The sequence below is a fragment of the Streptomyces tyrfis genome, from assembly GCF_037034285.1.
Classification (GTDB): Bacteria; Actinomycetota; Actinomycetes; order Streptomycetales; family Streptomycetaceae; genus Streptomyces.
In genome coordinates, this window is record NZ_JBAGJZ010000004.1 from 79,605 (window position 1) to 99,141 (window position 19,537).

The 19,537-nt window shown below is 74.3% G+C and carries 15 protein-coding genes; 4 read left to right on the forward strand and 11 right to left on the reverse strand.

The window, feature by feature from the left end:
* Positions 1-82: 82 nt before the first annotated feature.
* A complete protein-coding gene (locus WA762_RS04690) occupies positions 83-1,273 on the forward strand; it encodes a glycosyltransferase (RefSeq protein ID WP_335933135.1) in 1,191 nt (396 codons plus the stop codon).
* Here the strand turns inward: WA762_RS04690 and WA762_RS04695 are convergent.
* From WA762_RS04695 to gmd, 4 genes are all read right to left on the reverse strand, one after another.
* Positions 1,245-2,072: a glycosyltransferase family 2 protein gene (locus WA762_RS04695; RefSeq protein ID WP_335933136.1), complete on the reverse strand. Its 828-nt coding sequence runs from the start codon at positions 2,070-2,072 to the stop codon at positions 1,245-1,247. The two genes, WA762_RS04690 and WA762_RS04695, sit on opposite strands and share 29 nt — an antisense overlap.
* A complete protein-coding gene (locus WA762_RS04700) occupies positions 2,069-2,785 on the reverse strand; it encodes a hypothetical protein (protein WP_335933137.1) in 717 nt (238 codons plus the stop codon). Before WA762_RS04700 ends, WA762_RS04695 begins: the two co-directional genes overlap by 4 nt.
* Positions 2,785-5,043 carry a LamG domain-containing protein gene (locus tag WA762_RS04705; protein WP_335933138.1) on the reverse strand — a complete coding sequence of 753 codons (2,259 nt, stop codon included), beginning with the start codon at positions 5,041-5,043 and terminating at the stop codon, positions 2,785-2,787. The genes WA762_RS04700 and WA762_RS04705 overlap by 1 nt, the downstream gene beginning before the upstream one ends.
* A 175-nt stretch (positions 5,044-5,218) precedes the next feature.
* Positions 5,219-6,232, reverse strand: a complete 1,014-nt coding sequence (gene gmd / locus WA762_RS04710) for a GDP-mannose 4,6-dehydratase (protein ID WP_335933139.1) — start codon at positions 6,230-6,232, stop codon at positions 5,219-5,221.
* 127 nt (positions 6,233-6,359) lie between these two features.
* On the opposite strand from gmd, the gene WA762_RS04715 reads away from it, so the two are divergent.
* Entirely contained in the window at positions 6,360-7,343 is a 984-nt protein-coding gene (locus tag WA762_RS04715) for a GDP-L-fucose synthase family protein (protein WP_335933140.1), read from the forward strand.
* A 141-nt stretch (positions 7,344-7,484) separates the two neighbouring features.
* Here the strand turns inward: WA762_RS04715 and WA762_RS04720 are convergent, their stop codons facing one another.
* The 3 genes from WA762_RS04720 to WA762_RS04730 all read right to left on the reverse strand — a co-directional run bounded on the left by WA762_RS04720 (position 7,485) and on the right by WA762_RS04730 (position 11,476).
* On the reverse strand, positions 7,485-9,029 hold the full coding sequence (locus WA762_RS04720; RefSeq protein ID WP_335933141.1) for an exopolysaccharide biosynthesis polyprenyl glycosylphosphotransferase: 1,545 nt from the start codon (positions 9,027-9,029) through the stop codon (positions 7,485-7,487).
* Positions 9,030-9,359: 330 nt separating this feature from the next.
* A complete protein-coding gene (locus WA762_RS04725) occupies positions 9,360-10,352 on the reverse strand; it encodes an MASE1 domain-containing protein (protein WP_335933142.1) in 993 nt (330 codons plus the stop codon).
* A 290-nt stretch (positions 10,353-10,642) separates the two neighbouring features.
* Complete coding sequence (locus tag WA762_RS04730; RefSeq protein ID WP_335933144.1) at positions 10,643-11,476, reverse strand: PP2C family protein-serine/threonine phosphatase; 834 nt, start codon at positions 11,474-11,476, stop codon at positions 10,643-10,645.
* A 186-nt stretch (positions 11,477-11,662) separates the two neighbouring features.
* Between WA762_RS04730 and WA762_RS04735 the strand changes: the two genes are divergently transcribed.
* A complete protein-coding gene (locus WA762_RS04735) occupies positions 11,663-11,962 on the forward strand; it encodes a DUF1876 domain-containing protein (protein WP_335933145.1) in 300 nt (99 codons plus the stop codon).
* A 359-nt stretch (positions 11,963-12,321) separates the two neighbouring features.
* Here the strand turns inward: WA762_RS04735 and WA762_RS04740 are convergent, their stop codons facing one another.
* From WA762_RS04740 to pgm, 4 genes are all read right to left on the reverse strand, one after another.
* Positions 12,322-14,022, reverse strand: coding sequence for an acyl-CoA dehydrogenase family protein (locus WA762_RS04740; protein ID WP_335933146.1), 1,701 nt, complete (start codon positions 14,020-14,022; stop codon positions 12,322-12,324).
* Positions 14,023-14,257: 235 nt separating this feature from the next.
* Positions 14,258-14,884 carry a TetR/AcrR family transcriptional regulator gene (locus WA762_RS04745; RefSeq protein ID WP_335933147.1) on the reverse strand — a complete coding sequence of 209 codons (627 nt, stop codon included), beginning with the start codon at positions 14,882-14,884 and terminating at the stop codon, positions 14,258-14,260.
* A gap of 37 nt (positions 14,885-14,921) precedes the next feature.
* Positions 14,922-17,036 carry an ATP-binding SpoIIE family protein phosphatase gene (locus WA762_RS04750; protein ID WP_443080511.1) on the reverse strand — a complete coding sequence of 705 codons (2,115 nt, stop codon included), beginning with the start codon at positions 17,034-17,036 and terminating at the stop codon, positions 14,922-14,924.
* A 336-nt stretch (positions 17,037-17,372) separates the two neighbouring features.
* Positions 17,373-19,013, reverse strand: coding sequence for a phosphoglucomutase (alpha-D-glucose-1,6-bisphosphate-dependent) (gene pgm, locus WA762_RS04755; RefSeq protein WP_335933149.1), 1,641 nt, complete (start codon positions 19,011-19,013; stop codon positions 17,373-17,375).
* A 187-nt stretch (positions 19,014-19,200) separates the two neighbouring features.
* Here pgm and WA762_RS04760 point away from each other — a divergent pair, with 187 nt between their 5' ends.
* Entirely contained in the window at positions 19,201-19,518 is a 318-nt protein-coding gene (locus WA762_RS04760; RefSeq protein ID WP_335933151.1) for a cupin domain-containing protein, read from the forward strand.
* Positions 19,519-19,537 lie beyond the last annotated feature (19 nt).

Consider the following 19,537-nt stretch of genomic DNA (forward strand, 5'->3'; position numbering starts at 1 on the left):
TGAACACTCTAACGAATCAACGCACTTGAGGGACTCGGCCGACTAATCTGGGTGTAAACCGCCGAGGCTGGGGGGACAGCCGGTGAAGATCCTGCACATCGTCACGCTGCACACCCCGGACCACGCGTTCGGCGGCCCCACCCGGGTGGCGCTCAACCTCTCGAAGACCCAGCGGGCCGCGGGCGACGACGCCCGCGTCATGGCCCTGGCGGACGGCTTCGCGGGCCCGTTGCCGCGCGAGGTCGAGGGCGTGCCCGTCCACCTCTTCCGGGCCCGTCACGTGCTCCCCAGATTCGAGGTCAGCGGCATCGCCTCCGGCGCGCTGCTGCTCGCCGCCCGCCGCATGACACGCGGCGCCGACCTCGTCCACGTGCATCTGATGCGCGACCTGGTGACCCTGCCCGCCGCCCTGCTCGCGCTGGCCTCCCGCGCCCCCCTGGTGGTCCAGACGCACGGCATGGTCGACCCGACGGAGAACCGGATCGCCCGGCTCACCGACCTGCTGGGAGTGCGCCGGGTGCTGCGCGGAGCGGACGCGGTGCTCCACCTCACGGAGGCGGAACGCCTCGACGTGAACGCCGTCGCCGCCCCCGTGCCGCTGACCCGGACGGTCCGGCTGGTCAACGGCGTCCGCCCGCAGCCGCCCAAACCCGCCCGCGCACCGGGCAGTCCGCCCGTGATCCTCTTCCTGGCCCGGATCCAGCAGCGCAAACGGCCCAGGGACTTCGTCGCCGCCATGCCGGCGGTCCTGGCCCGGCACCCGGACGCCCGGTTCGTGCTCGCCGGCCCCGACACCGGCGCCCTGCCCGAGACGCTCGCGCTCGCCCGCGAGCTGGGGGTGACGGGCTCCCTCGACCACGTCGGCCCGCTGGGGCACGACGAGGTCCTGGCGGCGGACCGCCGGGCCGACGTGTACGTCCTGCCGTCGATCGAGGAGCCCCTGGGCGTCTCCGTCCTGGAGGCGATGTCCGTGGGCACCCCCGTCGTCATCACCCGCACCTGCGGGCTCGGCCCCGACGTGGCGCGGGCCGGGGCCGGGCGAGTGATCGACAGCCGGACCGGCGAGGACGCCGGGAACGCGGCCGGGGTCGCCGCAGCGATCCTGGAACTCCTCGAACCGGCGGCCGCCGAACGGGCCGGCGCGGCCGCCCGGCGGCTGGTCGACGAGCACTTCACCATCGAAGCGGTGACCCGCACCCTCCGGCGCGTCTACGAGGACGTGCTCCGCCGGAGGGGACGGCTGGTCAGCCCGCCTTCCCCGCACGGGACTTGAGCCCGATCTGCCAGCGGTAGAAACTCATCGCCAGCGCGAAGTCGAAGCCCGCCCGCCCGTCGAGGAAGCCCCGCCGGTACACGTACATGTACGCGAACGACACCAGCGGCTTGAACGGCGCCCGGTGGAACAGCTGCCCCTGGCGCGACTTCACCCTGCGCACCTGCTCCTTGACGTCGGGGTGGTGCTCCAGCCACGCCTCCCAGTCGGAGTACCGGTTGTGCCGTTCGAACCAGGCGCCGACCGGGTCGAGGTCCTGGTGCTCGATCGGGTTGCGGAGCGTGCCGACCGACTCCGCGACCGGCTGGTAGTGGCCCTCCACCTCCCCGATGCCCGGCGCGTCGAGGTCCCCGATCTCCGGGTAGCGGCAGCGGGTGCGGTCGGTCAGCGACCGCTTGCGGATGGTGTAGCCGTGCCGCAGCCGCTTCCCGGAGAACCAGTAGCCCAGCGGGATGTCGTACGCCGCCGGCCGCGGAGATCCGGGACCGGCGAACTCCCGCCGCAGTTCGGCCAGCAGCCCGGGACCGATCCGCTCGTCGCCGTCGAGCAGCAGGATCCAGTCCAGGTCCGTGCGGACGTGCTCCAGACACCACTGCTTCTTGCGCGGATGGCCGCCGTCCCAGGTGTAGTGGATCACCTCGGCGCCGCACTCCTCGGCGATCTTCGCCGTGCCGTCCGTGCTGTGCGAGTCGACGACGACGACCGCCTCGAAGTGGTCGAGGACCGACCGCACCGCCTCGGCGATGTTGAGCGCCTCGTTCTTCGTGGGGATCGCCACGGCGATCGGCAGCTTGCTCATCCGGCGTCTCCTTCGGGCAGCCAGGCGTAGCAGCCGGTGGAGGTGAAGGCGCGGGCCGCCCGGGGGACCGTGATCCGGGCCGGCTTCCCGGCGGTCGCGGATCCCGACCCCAGCACCTCGCCGCCGGCCCCGGTGAGCTGCCAGACGCACGCGTCGGTGGGGGAGACCCCGCGGTAGGACCCGGGCCGCAGGTCCGCGCCCCGGTACGTGCCGTCCGCGTACCCCCGCGCGGCCTCCCGCAGCAGATCGCGGTGGCCGGTGCACAGGTGCTCGACGGCCGGACGGGCGTCGGCGATCTCGCCCGTCACGATGGCGCCGACCGCGGTGTCCCGGTCGGCCTTCACCAGGAACGTGAGCCGGTCGCAGGTCTCCTGACCGGTCTGGAGCACCGCCGCCGGATCCATGCCCCGGGGCACCCGGTCGGTCAGGTACTCCTTCTCCTTCCGGCTGAACGTGCCGGTGGCCGGGGTGAGTTCGGCGACCGGCAGCTTCGGCTGCTTCGGGTCCGGCCCGGCCGCGGACGGACGGGGTGCGGACGGAAGGGGCGTGGTGGCGGGGCCGGCCGCCGGGGGCCCGGCCGGGGCGGAAGGCGCGGACGGTGCGGGCGGCACGGAACTGCTCGCCGCCTCCCGTTCGTGGGACGGCGAGCCGCAGGCGGCCAGCGCCGCCGCCAGGACGACTGCGGCGAGGCCGGCGAGGGACGGATGCCGCATCAGCCCGTCCTCAGCGCGTAGTGGGCGGCGACCTGGTTGCTGCTCAGCGTGGTCGGATAGACGGCGGTCTCGTCGATCTGTCCGGCGAAGAAGTTGCTCGTCGGCTTGCCCGGCCAGTTGTTCAGGTTGTCCCCGCCCACCCGCCAGTAGCCGCTGTAGTCCTGGTTGACGGTGTAGGAGCTGTTGGAGGCGCGGAGCTTCCCGTCCACGAACAGCACCATGCCCCCGCTTCCCTGGTTGGCGACGACATGGTGCCACGCGCCGTCGTTGTAGGCGCCGGGCGTGACGATGGTCTTGGCGCCGCTGTTGTAGACCCCGAAGACGAGGTGCCCGTCGTCGCGCATGTACACGTGCTTGTCGAACTGGGTGCTGTTCTGCATGGTCACGTTGCCGAAGCCGACGATTTTGCCGCCCTTGGTCGTCTTGGTCTTGAACCAGGTCTCGATGGAGAACCTGACCGGATGCGGGTGACGCCGGTTGCTGTACGCGTACTGGCTCGCGCCGTCGAAGCCGATCGCGGTCGAGGGGCCGGCGATCGCGGCTGGCGTCTGCCGGTAGGCGGGGGAGTTGCGCAGGAAGGCGTTGTCCCGCCCGGAGCCGGTGTCGGCGGCGAACGTCGACGTGCCCTCGTCGTACCGCCAGTACAGCGTGGGGGCGTCGGCCAGCACCTTGGCGGGGTACTTCTCCGCGGTGGACGTCACGGTGGCGGAGAGGGCCGTGGACTTGGCGCTGGTGTTGGTCCCGTCGCTCGCGCTGATCCGGTACGAGTGGGTCTCGCCCGGGGCCACGTCGGTGTCGGTCCACCTCATTTGCGGGCGGTCCCAGAACACCGAGTACCCCGTCGTGGTGTACACGGGTGTGGTGGCGCCGTCCTTGTAGATCCGGTAGGTGAGCTCCCCGTCGTCGGCGTCGAAGCTGGCCTGCCAGTTCACCTCGATCTTGCCGGGAGCGACCGTGGACAGGCTGACGTTGGGCACCCACGGCGCACCGGTGTCCGGACCGTCGGCGAACCGGGTCAGGCCCTGCTGGCGGACCCCGTTGACGGCGGTGAACTCGCCGCCCACCCACAGGTAGTGGTGCCCCCCCTTGTCGGTCTGCGCCATCACCCGCGGCCCGACCGGCTCACCGATGCCGTCGTTGGTGTCGGGGAACCAGGGCAGCAGCTTGGGGTCGTTCACGGACTGGGCCAGCAGATGCTTGCGCGGCTGGTCCGGGAACTCGCCCATGCTCGCGCAGTCGTGCGCGTGACTCCCGCTGTACAGCACGCCGTTGTGCACCAGGACGGCCTGGGTGGCGCCCAGGCAGGTGTCCCGCCAGCGCTGCTCGAAATTGCTGAGGTTCAGCGCGATCCGGCCGTCGAAGACGCCCCCGCCGGTGCCCTCGTTGGCGGTGTAGAAGCCCGTGGCGTCGGTGGCGATGTCCTGCACCGTGGAGGTGTCGGGGATGAATCCGGCCGGGTAGGCCTTGACGACGGCTCCGGTGGCGGCGTCCACCACGGCCAGGGCGTGCGAGGTGGTGCCGTTGACCTTGAAGAAGTTGCCGCCGAGCAGGACGCGCTTGCCGTCCGGGGTCGGCTCCAGGGCCCGGCCCACGTCGTCCGCGTCGGCCTTCCACGGCTTGAGCGCGGCCCCCGTGGTGACCGCGGCGAACTTGTTCCGGGTCTCCCCGGCGACCTTGTTGAAGTCGCCGCCCAGGTAGACGGTGTCCGAGGTGACGGCCAGCGCCCGCACCGTCGCGGAGACGGACACCTTGAAGTCCTGGCGCGGGGTGCAGGTCGCCGTGTCGATCGCGGCGATGTTGCTCACCCCCACCCCGCTCACGGCCCCGAACTGCCCGCCCACGTACAGGGTCTTCCGGTCCGGGGAGAGCGCCAGCGCCCGCACGGTCGCCGTGCCCGACGACATGGTGAACGACAGCTCGCAGCCGGTGGGTTCGCCGGTCGCCGCGTCGAACGCGGCGAAGTTGAGCGCCGGCCGCTCCGAGACGCCCGCGTCGGCCCCCGGCGGCCGGAGGGCCGAGAACGTGCCCCCGGCGTAGACGACGCCGTCGTCCGACGCGGCCAGGGACCAGACGATGCCGTTGGTCTGCCAGGTGGTGAGGTCGTCCGCGGTCAGCGAGACCGGGGGAGTCAGGGCCGAGGCCGGGGAGCCCCCGGACGCGGCGGCGGTCAGTGCTCCGGCGAGCAGACACAGCGCGGCGGCCGCGGCACGGGCACGGCGGCGTCCGGCGGGTCTGCGCCCCGTGGTCGTCATCATCATTCAGCTCCGAAGGTGGAAAAGGTCCGCGGCCACCGGGCCGCGCTTGCTGCCCCGCCCGCGCCCGCGACGGGGACGGGCCGCCCCATCGCGGACGCGGGCGGAAGGGCGGTCCGGGCCCCGGGCCCGGAACGGACGGACACGACCGAGGCCGCGGGTCGGGCGGCGGCGGGCCGGCTCATCGGTCCACCCGCACGGCCGTGCCGGCGAGCTGGTCGGCGAGCAGCCGGATGTCGGCGTCGACCATGATCGCGGCGAGCTCCCGGGCCCGCACGACCGGCTTCCAGCCGAGCAGTTCCTCCGCCTTGGCGGCGTCCCCGATCAGCGCGTCGACCTCGCTGGGCCGCTCGTACTTGGCGTCGTGACGCACATGATCGCGCCAGTCCAGGCCCGCGTGGGAGAAGGCGTACTCCAGGAACTGCCGGACGCTGACGCCCTCGCCGGTCGCCACCACGTAGTCGTCCGGGGCGTCGCGCTGGAGCATCCGCCACATCGCCTCCACATACTCGGGCGCGTACCCCCAGTCGCGCACGGCGTCGAGATTGCCCAGATGCAGACGGCTCTGGAGACCCGCCTTGATCCTCGCCACCCCCCGGGTGATCTTTCGGGTCACGAAGGTCTCGCCGCGGCGCGGGGACTCGTGATTGAACAGGATCCCATTGACCGCGAACATCCCGTACGCCTCACGGTAGTTGACGGTCGCCCAGTACGAGTAGACCTTCGCGACGCTGTACGGGCTGCGCGGGTGGAACGGCGTCCGCTCGTTCTGCGGCGGCGGGCTGGCGCCGAACATCTCCGACGACGACGCCTGATAGATCCGGGTGTCGACCCCGCTGGCCCGGACGGCCTCCAACAGCCGCATGGTGCCCAGTCCGGTGATGTCCCCGGTGTACAGCGGGGCGTCGAACGAGACCCGGACGTGTGACTGCGCGCCCAGGTTGTAGACCTCGTCCGGCCGGATGTCGCGCAACAGGTTCACCAGCGCCACCCCGTCGGCCAGGTCGGCGTGGTGCAGGACGAACGACCGGTCCGCCTGCTGCGGGTCCTGATAGATGTGGTCGATCCGCTCCGTGTTGAAGCTCGACGAACGGCGCATCAGCCCGTGCACCGTGTACCCCTTGCTCAGCAGCAGCTCGGCCAGATAGGAGCCGTCCTGCCCGGTCACGCCCGTGATGAGCGCGGTCTTCGTCACGCGTCCCCCCATGTGTTCCGCCCGTAGGGCTGTGGATCCTCACCGATGTATCCGCCGTGATACCGGACTTGAGGATTTCGCGGTACGACGCCGCCGTGTGCGGCGGCCGCTGGCACAATTCCGGGCCATGACGACTGATGTCCCCGGCTCCCCCCGGGAATCCGCCCGCCCCCTGCTGCGTTCCGGCGCCCGGGTGTTCGTCGCCGGCCACCGCGGTCTGGTCGGTTCGGCGGTGACGCGCCGCCTCACCGCCGCCGGGCACGAGGTGGTCACCCGCGACCGCGGCCTGCTCGACCTGCGCGACGCCGGCCGGACCCAGGCGTTCCTCCGCGAGGTGCGCCCGGACGCAGTGGTGCTGGCCGCCGCCAGAGTCGGCGGGATCATGGCCAACGACACCTTCCCGGTGCAGTTCCTGGAGGACAACCTGCGCATCCAGCTGAGCGTCGTCGCCGGGGCGCACGCCGCCGGGGTCGAGCGGCTGCTCTTCCTCGGGTCGTCCTGCATCTACCCCCGGCGAGCCCCGCAGCCGATCCCCGAAAGCGCCCTGCTCACCGGCCCGTTGGAGCCGACCAACGAGGCGTACGCGCTGGCCAAGATCGCCGGTGTGGTGCAGACCCGGTCCTACCGACGGCAGTACGGCGCCTCGTACATCAGCGCCATGCCCACCAATCTCTACGGTCCGGGCGACAACTTCGACCTGGAGACCTCGCACGTGCTGCCCGCGCTGATCCGGCGCTTCCACGAGGCGCGGCGGGACGGCGCGCCCACGGTCGTGCTCTGGGGATCGGGCCGGCCCCGCCGGGAGTTCCTGCACGTCGACGACCTGGCCGCCGCCTGCCTGCTGCTGCTGGAACGCTACGACGGCGAGGAGCCGGTGAACGTCGGCTGCGGCGAGGACCTGCCGATCAGCGAACTCGCCGCCATCGTGCGGGAGGTGACGGGCTATCGCGGAGACGTCGAGTGGGACGCCTCGAAGCCCGACGGAGCCCCGCGCAAACTGCTCGACGTCACCCGACTGACCGCACTGGGGTTCACCCCGAGGATCCCGCTGCGCGAGGGCATCGCGGACACGTACGACTGGTGGCTCGGGCGGCGGGGCGCACGGCGCTGAGCGTGTCCCGACGGCCGCGCCGGCCCGGTGCGCGGGGCGGTCCGGAGGCACGCGTCGTCCGCCCGTACGGCCGGTTCCGTCCGCCCGGCCCGGCCCGGGCGGACGGTGGTGCGGTGATCCGCGCATCGCCGCCCGCCGCTCTCAGTACGCCCCGCGGCCGTCGGCGACGGCGCGCAGCGTACGGGCCATGAGCCCGAGGTCGGTCGCGACCGACCAGTTGTCGACGTACCACAGGTCGAGCGAGACGGTCTCCTGCCAGGACAGGTCCGAGCGCCCGCTGACCTGCCACAGCCCGGTCAGCCCGGGCCGGACCGCCAGCCGTCTCAGCTCCCGCTCGTCGTACCGGGACACCTCGTCCGGCAACGGCGGCCGCGGGCCCACCAGCGACATGTCGCCCCGCAACACGTTGACCAGCTGCGGGAGTTCGTCGAGCGACGTGCGGCGCAGCAGACGGCCGACGCGGGTCACCCGGGGGTCGCGCCGCATCTTGAACATCGGGCCGTCGTGCTCGTTCGCCCCGAGCAGCCGGTGCTTGTGGCGCTCGGCGTCCACCACCATCGTGCGGAACTTCCACAGCGTGAACGGCCGGTTGTGCCGCCCCTGGCGGACCTGCCGGTGCAGCGCCGGCCCCTCGGAGCCCAGCCGCACCGCCGCACCGATCAGGAGCAGCACCGGCGCGAGCACCAGCAGACCCAGCGCCGCGCCGATCCGGTCCAGAACGGACTTGAGGAGCATCTGCGGGCCGTGGCGCAGCGGCGGGGCGATGTGCAGCAGGGTCAGCCCGGCCGCGGCCGAAGGCCGTATCCGGCCGGGCGCGATGCCCGAGAGCTCCGACAGCACGGAGAGCGGGAGCCCGCCGTCGTGCAGCCCCCAGAAGAGCCGGCACAGCCGTTCCTCGGAGAGCTGCGGTCCGGGCACGACCAGGGCCAGATCCGCGTCATGGGCGAAGGCCGCGCCCAGCACCGTGGACGCGTCGTCGCCCGCGGGCGCCTGGGCGAGCCGTCCGGGCACCCGCACCCCGCACTCCAGCGGCGCGGTCCCCACCGGCACGGCGGCCACGACCGCGTAGGGGTGGCCGGAGCGCGCACCGAGCAGCCGCACCGCGCGTTCCACTCCCGCGGCCTCACCGACCACCAGCACCCTCCGTGCGGGCCTGCGGCGCCGCCCCGCACGGCACAGCCATCCCGCCGCGGCGACCGGCGGCAGGCCGGACAGCAGCGCCACGAGAGCGGTCACCGGATCGACCGGATCGCCGGTCGTGGTCCGTAACACGGCGAGCACGCCGACGAGCAGCAGCCAGTCCCCGCCCGTGCTCAGCGCGCCCGGGGGCCCGCTCCCGGCGCGGTCGTCCCCGTACCGGCCGCGCACCGCCCGGACGCAGCACCACGCCAGCGCCGCCACGGCCGCCACCGCCACGGCCCGCGGCTCGCCGCCGGACCGCAGGACGAGCCAGGCCGGAAGCCCGAGCCCGAGCAGCTCGGCGCCGACGAGCGCGGGCGCGCGGCGGCCGGTCCTCCGCCGGGCCGGCACCGGACGTCCGCGGGGAACGGGCGGCGTCCGCCGTATGTCGTCGGGTCTGCTGAGTCCCTTGCCACGAGGCCGGTGCGCAGCGGTTCGCGGACGCGGAGCCGTCCACGGAACCGCAGGTTCCGATCTGTCCGAATCAGTGAGCTCGACATGCCCCATGGACCCCCCAGTCACAGTTGCATCGCCACAAACGGGGCGCCCCCGCCGGTCCTGTGGACCGACGGACGCGCCCTCGCCCGGTGCACGATATCCACACACATGGCATTTCGCTGGAGTTCCAGTGAAGTTCAGACATGCGCACTGACTGGGAACTCGTCCCGTTCCGTGCGGGATCTCTGGATCTGCGGGCAACTGTTCGTATGTGGGGGTCGTCGGAGCCGGATGGTGTGCGGGCCTGTGCGACATCTGACGCATGGTTCCACCAAGCGGTCCGTCCCGGGAGACCGCCCGGACGGGCCGCGGCCGTCCGGGTCCGGTGGAGGGAGGTGTTCAGCCCCCGCCGGTCTCGTCGTCGGTCCGGGGCGGCCAGGCCGCCGCTCTCCCCGGAGCCAGCCGGTCCACCACCTCGGCCAGCTCCTCACAGGCGCGTTCGATTCTTCGGCGGATGTCGCTCTGCTCGGTGACCACGGCCGCGAGCAGCAGCGCGGTGAGCGCCACGGAGCCGTTGAGCACGGCGAGGTTGACCATCACATGGAGGACGCTGTGGCTCTCGAACGGGCCCACCCCCTGCGTCCCCGCGATCGCCGCCATCACCGACACCAGGAACGCGCACGGCGCGCTGCCCGCCAGCCGGAAGCTGAGCGCCGCCCAGACCAGCAGGGGGAAGACGAGGTACATCATCTCCAGCGAGCTCCGGGTGGCCACCCAGGAGACGCCCACGGCGGCGACCGCCAGCGCGCTCGCCTCAACCCACCGGTCGGCGGCCCGGGGCATCCGCGCCCGGCGCAGCACCAGCAGCAGCGGGGTGACGACCAGCACCCCCATAGCGTCCCCCGACCACCAGGCCGTCCAGACCGGCCAGAAACCGGACAGCGGGAGATTGTCGTCCACCACCAGCATGCAGGTGCCGATCGTGGCGCTGACGGTCATGCCCAGCAGCGCGCCGAGGAACACCAGCGCGACGCCGTCGCGCAGCCGGTCCAGCTCGGGCCGGAAGCCGGCCCCGCGGAGCATCCGGTAGGAGCAGACCGGGGCCAGGGTGTTGCCCGCCACGACGACGCCGGTGAGGAGCGAGACGGAGTCGCTGAGCGTGGTGACGACGCAGAGGGAGCCCAGCGCGATGCCGGGCCAGGCCGCCGGGCCCAGCTGGAGCAGGGCGCTCAGCGCGATGCCCGTCGGCGCCCAGAGCGGGGTGACGGCCGCCCCCCGGACGGACACCCCGGGGATCAGCCCGAGCCCGCCGGCGGCGTAGTAGGCGGCGGCGACGGCCAGGACGCGCAGGACGGCCCGGGCGATGGGTCTGGTTCTCTCACTGCGGATCACGCACCTCATCAGACACCGGCCCCGACGGGCCGGAGCCGCGTGACACGCTCGGCCCCCCGCCGGGGCGCCGGCGCGGCGAGGGCCCGGCCACCGGTCCCGGCGCGGGCGGCGCCCGGAGGACGGCCCCGGCCGTCCCGTTCCAGAAGGGCGCTCCCCGAAGGCGTTCCCCGAACGCGGGTCCGGCCGGCGGAGGCGTCCGTTCCGTCCCGGTGGGCCGTTGCGGTCGTTCCCGGCGTCGGAGTGCTCCGGCGGGGTGTCCGGCGGCGCCGCCCGGCGGGCGGGCGCGGCGGTCAGCGGCCCCCGGCGGGCGCGGGCCCGTGGCGCAGCACGAGGACGGCGGCGTCGTCCTCGTGCCCGGTCCGCTCCGCCGTGTGCAGGACCGCGTCGGCCAGCTCACCGGCGTCCGCGGTGGCCCCGGCGGACACCAGGCGCGTCACCGCGTCCAGGCCCTCCTCCATGGGGAACGAGGGCCCCTCCACCACCCCGTCGGTGAGCAGGACGAACGCGCCGGGCCCGGCCAGTCGCCGCCGGGTGACCGGATAGTGCTCCCCGGCCCGGATCCCCAGCGGCAGACCGCCCTCGTCCGCGGTGACCCCGCAGCGGCCGTCCGCGGTGGCCCAGACGGCGGCCACATGCCCGGCGCGGGCGCTGTGCAGCTCCCGGGCGACCGGATCGAGGCGGACGAACGTGCAGGTCGCGAAAAGGCCGGAATCATCCGACAGCAACAGGTCGTTGGTCCGGCCCACGACCTCCCCGGGATCCGAGGCGGTGGCGGCCATCGCCCGCATCGCGATGCGGACCTGGCCCATGAACGCGGCGGCCTCGACGTCATGGCCCTGGACGTCCCCGATGGCGAACGCCAGCGAGCCGTCCGGCAGCGCGAACCCGTCGTACCAGTCGCCGCCGATGTCCAGCCCGTTGCGGGCCGGCGCGTACCGGGCGGCGCTCCGCAGCCCGGGACGGTCCGGGAGCGACGCGGGCAGCATGCCGCGCTGCAGCGCCTCGGCCAGCTCCACCCGGGCCCGGTGCAGCTCCACCTCACGGCGCGCCCGCGAGGTGAGCTGCTGCAGCGTGGTGAGCAGCTCACCGGCGCTCGCCGAACGGGGAGGACGACGCCGGTTCATGGGCCGCTCCGCACTCGGTGGAGGTGACGTCACGCATCCTATTCCGGCGGTGTGCTTCCCGCAGGGCGGGCCGGGAGCGGGGAGACGGGCCGGAACGCGCGGGCGGCCCCGGTCGGGTGGATGCTGGTGACAGGACCGTGTCGTGTCCGGCGCACCGAGTCCGGGCACGGTCGCAGGAGGTGCGCGATGACTCGCACGCTGGAATGGAGCGTCCGCCTCGGCCTGTCCGAGGAGGACGGCACGACCAGGGCCGAGGCGGTGCTGGACACCGGTTCGGAGAAGGTCGTCGGACACGGGGTGGCCCACTGCAATCCGCAGGACGTGGACATCCCCGTCATCGGTGACGAACTCGCGGCGAGCCGCGCCATGAAGGACGTCGCCGCGCAGCTCATGAGGGCGGCCGACCGGGAACTGGAGTCGGCCGGTGCGGGTCCCGGGAGCGGACCGGTGGCGCCCCCGTACGCCTGGTCCGACACCACGGCCTGACCCCCGGGCCGAAAGGACGGCGCCCCGCCCGCGCCGGGCGGCCGCCGCATGTCCCCGCGCGGCCTGGGCCCGACCGGTTCCGGCGCCCCGTCCCGGTACAGGACGTCGTGTCCGGCGTCCGGGCAGGCCGATCGGGTGCGGGACGACAGCAGCTCCGCCGCCACCCGTCGGGTGGACGCCTCCGGCGCCGTCGGCGGCGCGTCCGCCGTGCTCTCGGCGAGCGGGCCCAGCGGCCGGCCCGCAGGCCGGGCGGTGGTGTCCTCGACCGGATCGCGTTCGGCGCGGCCGCGCGCCGCGACGGCGGACGGGCGGGCGGGGGTGGCTTGCGGTCACCGCCCGCCCGGATGCGCGCGACCCGCTCACGCGGCGCCGGAGTGCCGCTCGACGATCGCCGCGGCGTCGGTGCCGTGCGGCAGCACCCCGTACTGATGGCCGCGGTCCTCGCCGAGCCGGGCGGCGACGAACGCCTCGGCGCTCGCCGCGGGGGCGTGGCGCAGCATCAGCGAGGACTGCAGGGCCAGCGCCAGGCGCTCGACGGTCGCCCGGGCGCGGGTCTGCGCGGCGAGCGGATCGCCCAGGTCCTCCGCCAGGTCCCGGCGCAGCCGGCGGACGTGCGCGTCCAGCACCGGGTGGGCGCCGTCCGTGGTCTCCAGCTCGGCCCAGAAGGCGTCCAGCGTGCGCGGGGTGCGGGCGATGCCGCGCAGCACGTCGAGGGCGACGACGTTGCCGGAGCCCTCCCACACGGCCATCACCGGCTGCTCGCGGTAGCGCCGGGCCAGCGGCCAGTCCTCGGTGTAGCCGTTGCCGCCCAGGCACTCCAGCGCCTCGTAGGCGTGGTGCGGGCCGCGCTTGCAGATCCAGTACTTGGACACCGCGGTGGCCAGCCGCCGGAACAGCTCCTCGGACTCGCCGCAGTCGGCCTCGTACGCGTGGGCCAGACGCAGCGAGGTCCAGGTCGCGGCCTCCGTCTCCAGCGCCAGGTCCGCGAGGACCGCGGTCATGGCGGGCTGGTCGACCAGCCGGGCGCCGAACGCGCTGCGGTGGCGCGCGTGCCAGATCGCCTCGGACACCGACTCGCGCATGCCGGCGGTGGTGCCCAGCACGCAGTCGAGCCGGGTGTGGTTGACCATCTCGATGATGGTGGGCACTCCGCGCCCCGGCTCGCCGATCCGCACCGCCCAGGCGCCGTCGAACTCGACCTCGGACGAGGCGTTCGACTTGTTGCCCAGTTTGTTCTTCAGCCGCTGGATCCGGATGGTGTTGCGGGTGCCGTCGGCCAGCACCCGGGGCACCAGGAAGCAGGTCAGCCCGGCGTCGGCGCGGGCCAGCACCAGGAAGGCGTCCGACTGCGGGGCCGAGAAGAACCACTTGTGACCGGTCAGCAGATGGGCCCGGCCGTCGGGGTCGGAGAGCAGCGGCACCGCCCGGGTGGTATTGGCCCGGACGTCGGAGCCGCCCTGCTTCTCCGTCATCCCCATGCCGAAGGTCAGCCCGGACTTGCCGGCCGGGGCGAGCGGCCGCGGATCGTACGAGCGGCTCAGCAGGCCCGGCAGCCAGTCCCGCCCGACCTCCGGGTCCCGCCGCAGCACCGGGACCACGGCGTGGGACATCGACATCGGGCAGGCGTGACCCGGCTCGACCTGCGCGAACAGCATGAACGCGACCGCCCGCGCCACCGCCGCCCCGGGCCTCGGATCGGCCCAGCCCGACGTGTGCGTGCCATGGCTCACCGCGGCGCCGATGACCTCGTGGTACGCCGGGTGGAAGTCGATCTCGTCGACGCGGTTGCCGTACCGGTCATGGGTGCGCAGCACGGGCGGGGAGGTGTGGGCGAGCTCGGCGCTCGCCCGGAACCGTTCGGAACCGGTCAGCAGGCCGATCTCGTGCAGCTCCGGCTCGCGCCAGGCGGCGTCGAAGGCGCGCACGGCCTGGACGAGCGGGAGGTTGGCGGCGTACTCGTCGATGTCGGCGCGGGGCGGCGCCTGGTTGGTGACCTCGTGGGTGCGGTACGGGGCGGGCGCCTCGGTCCGGAGTCCGGCGGGCGGCGGGGTGAGGGTCATCGCGGGTTCCTGCTCCTGGGTCGGTGATCGGTGACGGGGTGGCGCAACGACGGGAACGGGCGGGGCGGTGGTACGCGGCCGGGGCGGCGCAACGACGGGGAGTGGGCGGGCGGCGGTGCGCGGCCGGGGACGGGAACGGGCGGGACGGGGGTACGGGTACGCGGTCGGGGCGCGGGGCGGGCGGTCGGGGGTTTGATGCGCGGTCGGGCGGCTCGCGAGGAGGGTTGATGTGGAGTCAGACGGCGTGCGGGGACGGGGGCGTGGCTCCGACCGCCCGCAGGCACAGCGCGGTGAGGCCCGCCACCACCGGCTCCGGATCGGCGCGTTCGCCGACCGGCGACAGCGGGCCGAGCAGGGCCTCGCCGACCGCGCCGATCACGGCGGCGGCCGACAACCGGGTGTCCTGCGGGGGAAGTTCACCGGCGGCGACACCCGCGGCGACCACCGACTCGGCGAGCGCGTGATAGCCGCGCCGATAGGTCAGCCGCTCCTGTTCGACGAGCGGGTCGACCGGTTCCGCGAGCAGCGCCCAGGCCGTGCGCGGGGCGCGCAGCGCGCGGCGGGAGAAGACCTCGACCAGTGCGCGCAGTCGCTCGGCCGCGCCGGTCCCGGCCCGTACCGCCTCCTGGACCGCGCTCAGTTCATGACCGGCGACATGGCGGAAGACGGCGGCGAGCAGCTCCTGCTTGGAGGCGAAGTGGTTGTAGACGCTGCCGGTGGCGACCCCGGCCCGCTCGGCGAGCGCGGTGACGCTCGCCGCCGCGTACCCGCCCTCGGCCAGCAGCTCCCGGGCGGCGTCCAGCAGCCGCTCGCGGTTCGCCAGCCGGGTCGCCTCCGTGCGTGCGGTGGATCGGTAGGCCACGATGTTCTGAACCTCGATTCATATCTTTGTGTGGCACTCAACCACGGCCGCGTCCCGGGGGCAATGGTCCCGCGAGGGTTCCGGGCGGGATCTCCTGCTCGGTCCACAGCACCTTGCCGTCGACGCCGTACCGGACGCCCCAGTGGCCGGCGAGCCGGGAGACGATGAACAGCCCGCGCCCGCCCTCGTCGACGGTGCGCGCGTGGCGGACATGGGGCGACACCCGGCTGCCGTCGTGCACCTCGCAGGTGAGGGTGCGGTCCAGGACCAGCCGGAGCCGCAGCGGCGGGGCGCCGTAGCGGACGGCGTTGGTGATCAGCTCGCTCACGATGAGCTCGGTCGCCTCCGCCGTGCCGCCGTCGAGGTTCCAGCCGTCGAGCCGGTCGCGCACCAGCGTGCGGGCGACGCCCGGCGTGGTGCGGTCGTGGGCCAGCTCCCAGACCGCGACCCGGTCGGCCGGGACCGCCCCGGCACGGGCCAGGAGGAGGGCGGCCCCCTCCGCGCGCGCCTCCTCGGGCAGCCCGTAGACGACGTCGTCGCACAGGTCCCGGATGTTCCGGCCGGGCCGGGCCAGGGCTTCCCGCACCGGGTCGGCCACGTTCCCGCCGGACAGCAGGTCCCCGGTGAAGAAGGCCAGCACGCTGCCCTCGTCGAGTCCGGACTCCGCCATGGCGAACGGCGAGCCGTCGGTGGCGAACAGCGAGGGCCCCTCCGGCACGTCCAGGGCGGTCGCGACGCCGTCGGGCGTGACCAGGACCGGCGCCGGATGCCCCGCCCGCGCCACGGAGCAGGTGCGGGCGATCGGGTCGTGGACGGCGTAGACACAGGTCGCGGCGAGCGGCTGCTCGGGTTCCCGCCCGGCGGTCCGCGGCTCCGCCCGCTCGGCGGCCAGCCGGCCGGCCGTCTCCGCGAGCCTGGCCAGCACCTCGTCGGGCTCCGGGTCGAACGCTGCCAGGGCGTGGACGACGGTCCGCAGCTGCCCCATGACGATGGCCGCGCGCAGGCCGGAGCCCTCGACGGCGCCGACGACCAGGGCGGTGCGCGCGCCGGAGAGGGGGATGGTGTCGTACCAGCATCCGCTGTTGCGCCCGGGCAGCAGGGCGTGCGCCGTCTCCAGGGCTACGCCGTCGCCGTCGGGCCGGGGCAGCAGCCTGCGCTGCACCGTCGACGCGATCACATGGTCGCGCAGGTAGCGCCGCGCGTTGTCGACGCTCAGGGCGACATGGGCGGCGGCGGTCAGGGCGAGGGGCAGGTCGTCCTCCGCGTACGGCTTCGAACCCCGGCACCGGTAGAGGCTCACCAGGCCGAGGACCGTCCCGTGCAGCGTCAGCGGGGCCACCAGCAGCGAGTGCGCCCCGGTCGCCTCCACCAGCCGGGCGGTGCCGGGGTCCCGGTCCAGCCACGGCGTCCGGTGGTGGATCGCCACGAGGCGCGCCCGCAGATCCGACGCGGCCAGGGAGTGCGGCGTACCGGCCGGCAGCCGGCGCATCTCCGCGACGAGGCCGTCCGGCCCGGAGTCCGCGTCCGGGTGGCGGACGGCCGCGCGACGCAGCGGGACCGCGGCGTCCAGCGGTCCCGGCGGCGGATCCGAGCCGCGCACGACGTCGTCCACCACCTCCACCACCGCGAGGTCCGCGAAGCGCGGGACGACGGCCTCGGCCAGCCCCTCGCAGGTGGCCGCCACGTCCAGCGACCCGCCCACGTTCGTCCGCACGGCCGCCAGGCACTCCGCCCGGACCCGCGCCCTCTCCCGCTCGTCGACGTCGACGACCGTGGCCAGCAGCCCGAGGGCGCGCCCGCCGGAGTCGTCCAGCCGGTGCACGGAGACCAGGAGGCTGCGGTCGGGGCCCGGGTCGTCCGCGAGCCGGCCGCGGATCACCCGGTCGTGCACGGAGGCGCCGCTGTCCAGCACGTCGCGCAGCAGCCGTTCGGCCGTGTCCGGCCGCTCCAGGTGGTAGGCGTCGGTGAGATGACGCCCCACCAGGTCGTCGGCGGGCCCGGCATGGGACAGGGTGGTCGCCCGCACCACGCGCAGCCGGGTGTCCAGGACGTGCAGCCCCACGCCCGACTGGGCGAACAGGACGCGCAGGACCGCTGACGCCATGGCATCGGTCCGGGCCGGCGTGAGGTCCTGGGCACCGGAGTCCGACACGGGTTCACCCCCCGTCGAGGCTTCGCCCCTCGCGAACCGGAGGCTGATGACCAGCGTCGGCCCGCCCGCCGCGCTTCGCCACCGGCGGACGGTGGACGGGTGAACCGCGCGGCCCGGCCGCCGGACGGTCCGGGAGCACCCGACCGGTCGGTACCGGCCGCCCCCGGCCCGGCCGGGGACCGACGGACCGGCGCCGGCCCCCGCCCGGCCGCCCGGGTCACCGGACCCGGCGGGCGGCGAGGCCGGGACGGGCGCGGGACGACCGGATCACCGCGCCGCCCCGCCCCGCCCCGGGCGGCCGGAGCCGCCGCCTCCGGACCGTGCCGCCGGACGGGCTCAGGCGTCCAGGGCGGCGCCGACCACGGCCCGGGCCTCCTCCTGCACCCGGCCGAGATGATCAGTGCCCAGGAACGACTCGGCGTAGATCTTGTAGACGTCCTCGGTGCCCGAGGGGCGTGCGGCGAACCAGGCGTTCTCCGTGGTCACCTTGATGCCGCCGATCGGCGCCCCGTTGCCGGGCGCCTCGGTGAGCACCGCCGTCACGGGCTCGCCCGCCAGCGTGGACGCGGTGATCTGCTCGGGGGAGAGCCGCGCGAGCACGGCCTTCTGCTCACGGCCGGCGGGCGCGTCGATCCGCGCGTACGCCGGCTCGCCGAAGCGGTCGGTCAGCGCCGCGTACCGCTCCGAGGGGGACCGCCCCGTGACCGCGAGGATCTCCGAGGCCAGCAGCGCCAGGACGATGCCGTCCTTGTCGGTGGTCCACACCGAGCCGTCGCGGCGCAGGAACGAGGCCCCCGCCGACTCCTCGCCGCCGAACCCGAGCGACCCGTCGGCCAGTCCGTCGACGAACCACTTGAAGCCGACCGGCACCTCGACCAGTCTCCGGCCGAGACCGGCGGACACCCGGTCGATCATGCCCGAGGAGACCAGCGTCTTCCCGACCGCCGCGGCCGCCGGCCAGCCCTCGCGGTGCGTGTACAGGTAGTCGATGGCCACGGCGAGATAGTGGTTCGGGTTCATCAGCCCGGCGTCGGGCGTGACGATGCCGTGCCGGTCGGCGTCGGCGTCGTTCCCAGTGGCGATCTGGTAGCGGTCGCGCTGCCCGATCAGCGAGGCCATCGCGTACGGCGACGAGCAGTCCATCCGGATCCGGCCGTCCCAGTCCAGCGTCATGAACCGCCAGGTGGGATCGGTCAGCGGATTGACCACGGTCAGGTCGAGCCGGTGCTGCTCGGCGATGCGGCCCCAGTACGCGACCGACGCGCCGCCCAGCGGGTCCGCGCCGATCCGCACCCCGGCCGAGCGGATCGCGTCCAGGTCGAGCACGGACGGCAGGTCCGTCACGTAGCGGCCGAGGAAGTCGTACGTCCCAGTGGTCGACGCGGCGCGCGCCCGGGCGTACGGCATCCGGCGCACGTCCTTCAGCCCGCCCGCGACGATCTCGTTGGCCCGTTCCTGGATCCAGCCGGTGGCATCGGACCCGGCCGGTCCGCCGTTCGGCGGGTTGTACTTGAATCCGCCGTCGGTGGGCGGGTTGTGGGACGGGGTGACCACCACGCCGTCGGCGAGACCCGAGGTCCGGCCCCGGTTGTGGGCGAGGACGGCGTGCGACACCGCCGGGGTCGGGGTGTAGCCGTCGGACGGATCGACCAGCACGGTCACGCCGTTGGCGGCGAACACCTCGACGGCGGTGACCCGGGCCGGCTCCGACAGGGCGTGGGTGTCGGCGCCGAGGAAGAGCGGTCCGTCCGTGCCCCGGCGCGCCCGGTACTCGCAGATGGCCTGGCTGGTGGCGGCGATGTGGTCCTCGTTGAAGGCCGTGGCCGCGGACGACCCGCGGTGCCCGGAGGTGCCGAACGCCACCCGCTGGTCCGGCACGGCCGGATCCGGGTGCAGCGTGTAATACGCCGTCACCAGCCGGGCCACATCGATGAGATCCTCCGGCCGGGCCGGCTGTCCGGCTCGTTCGTGCGGCATCCTCGTTCCTCCGTGTCGGTCGGTCGTCGCGTTCTTCCCCCGCGTCATTTTCGCGGGTGGCCGGCGCCGGCCGACGAGCGCCCCGCCCGATCGCCCCTCCCGGCCGCGCCCCCCGTGCCGCGCGGTCACCCGCCCGGCGGGCCCCGGCAGGATCGCGCGGCCCGGGGGACTGCGGCACAGTGGGCACATGGACGATCTGACCGCCCTCGCCGACGAGCACCTGGCCGCCGCCCGCGCCTCCGCGCACGGCCGCAGCGCCCACCGGCTGCTGCATCAGGAACCCCTGCGCCAGACCCTCATCGCGCTCACCGCGGGCACGGCCCTGGACGAGCACAACGCGCCCCTGGCGGCCTCGCTCCAGGTGCTCCGCGGCAGAGTGCGGCTGATCTCGGCCTCGGGCGGCACGGAAGTGGGCGCCGGCGGCCTGCGGCCCGTCCCGAGGGAGCGGCACGGGCTGGAGGCGCTGGAGGACTCCGTGGTGCTGCTGACCACCGTCAACGCCTGACCCCCGTCGACGCCCGCCG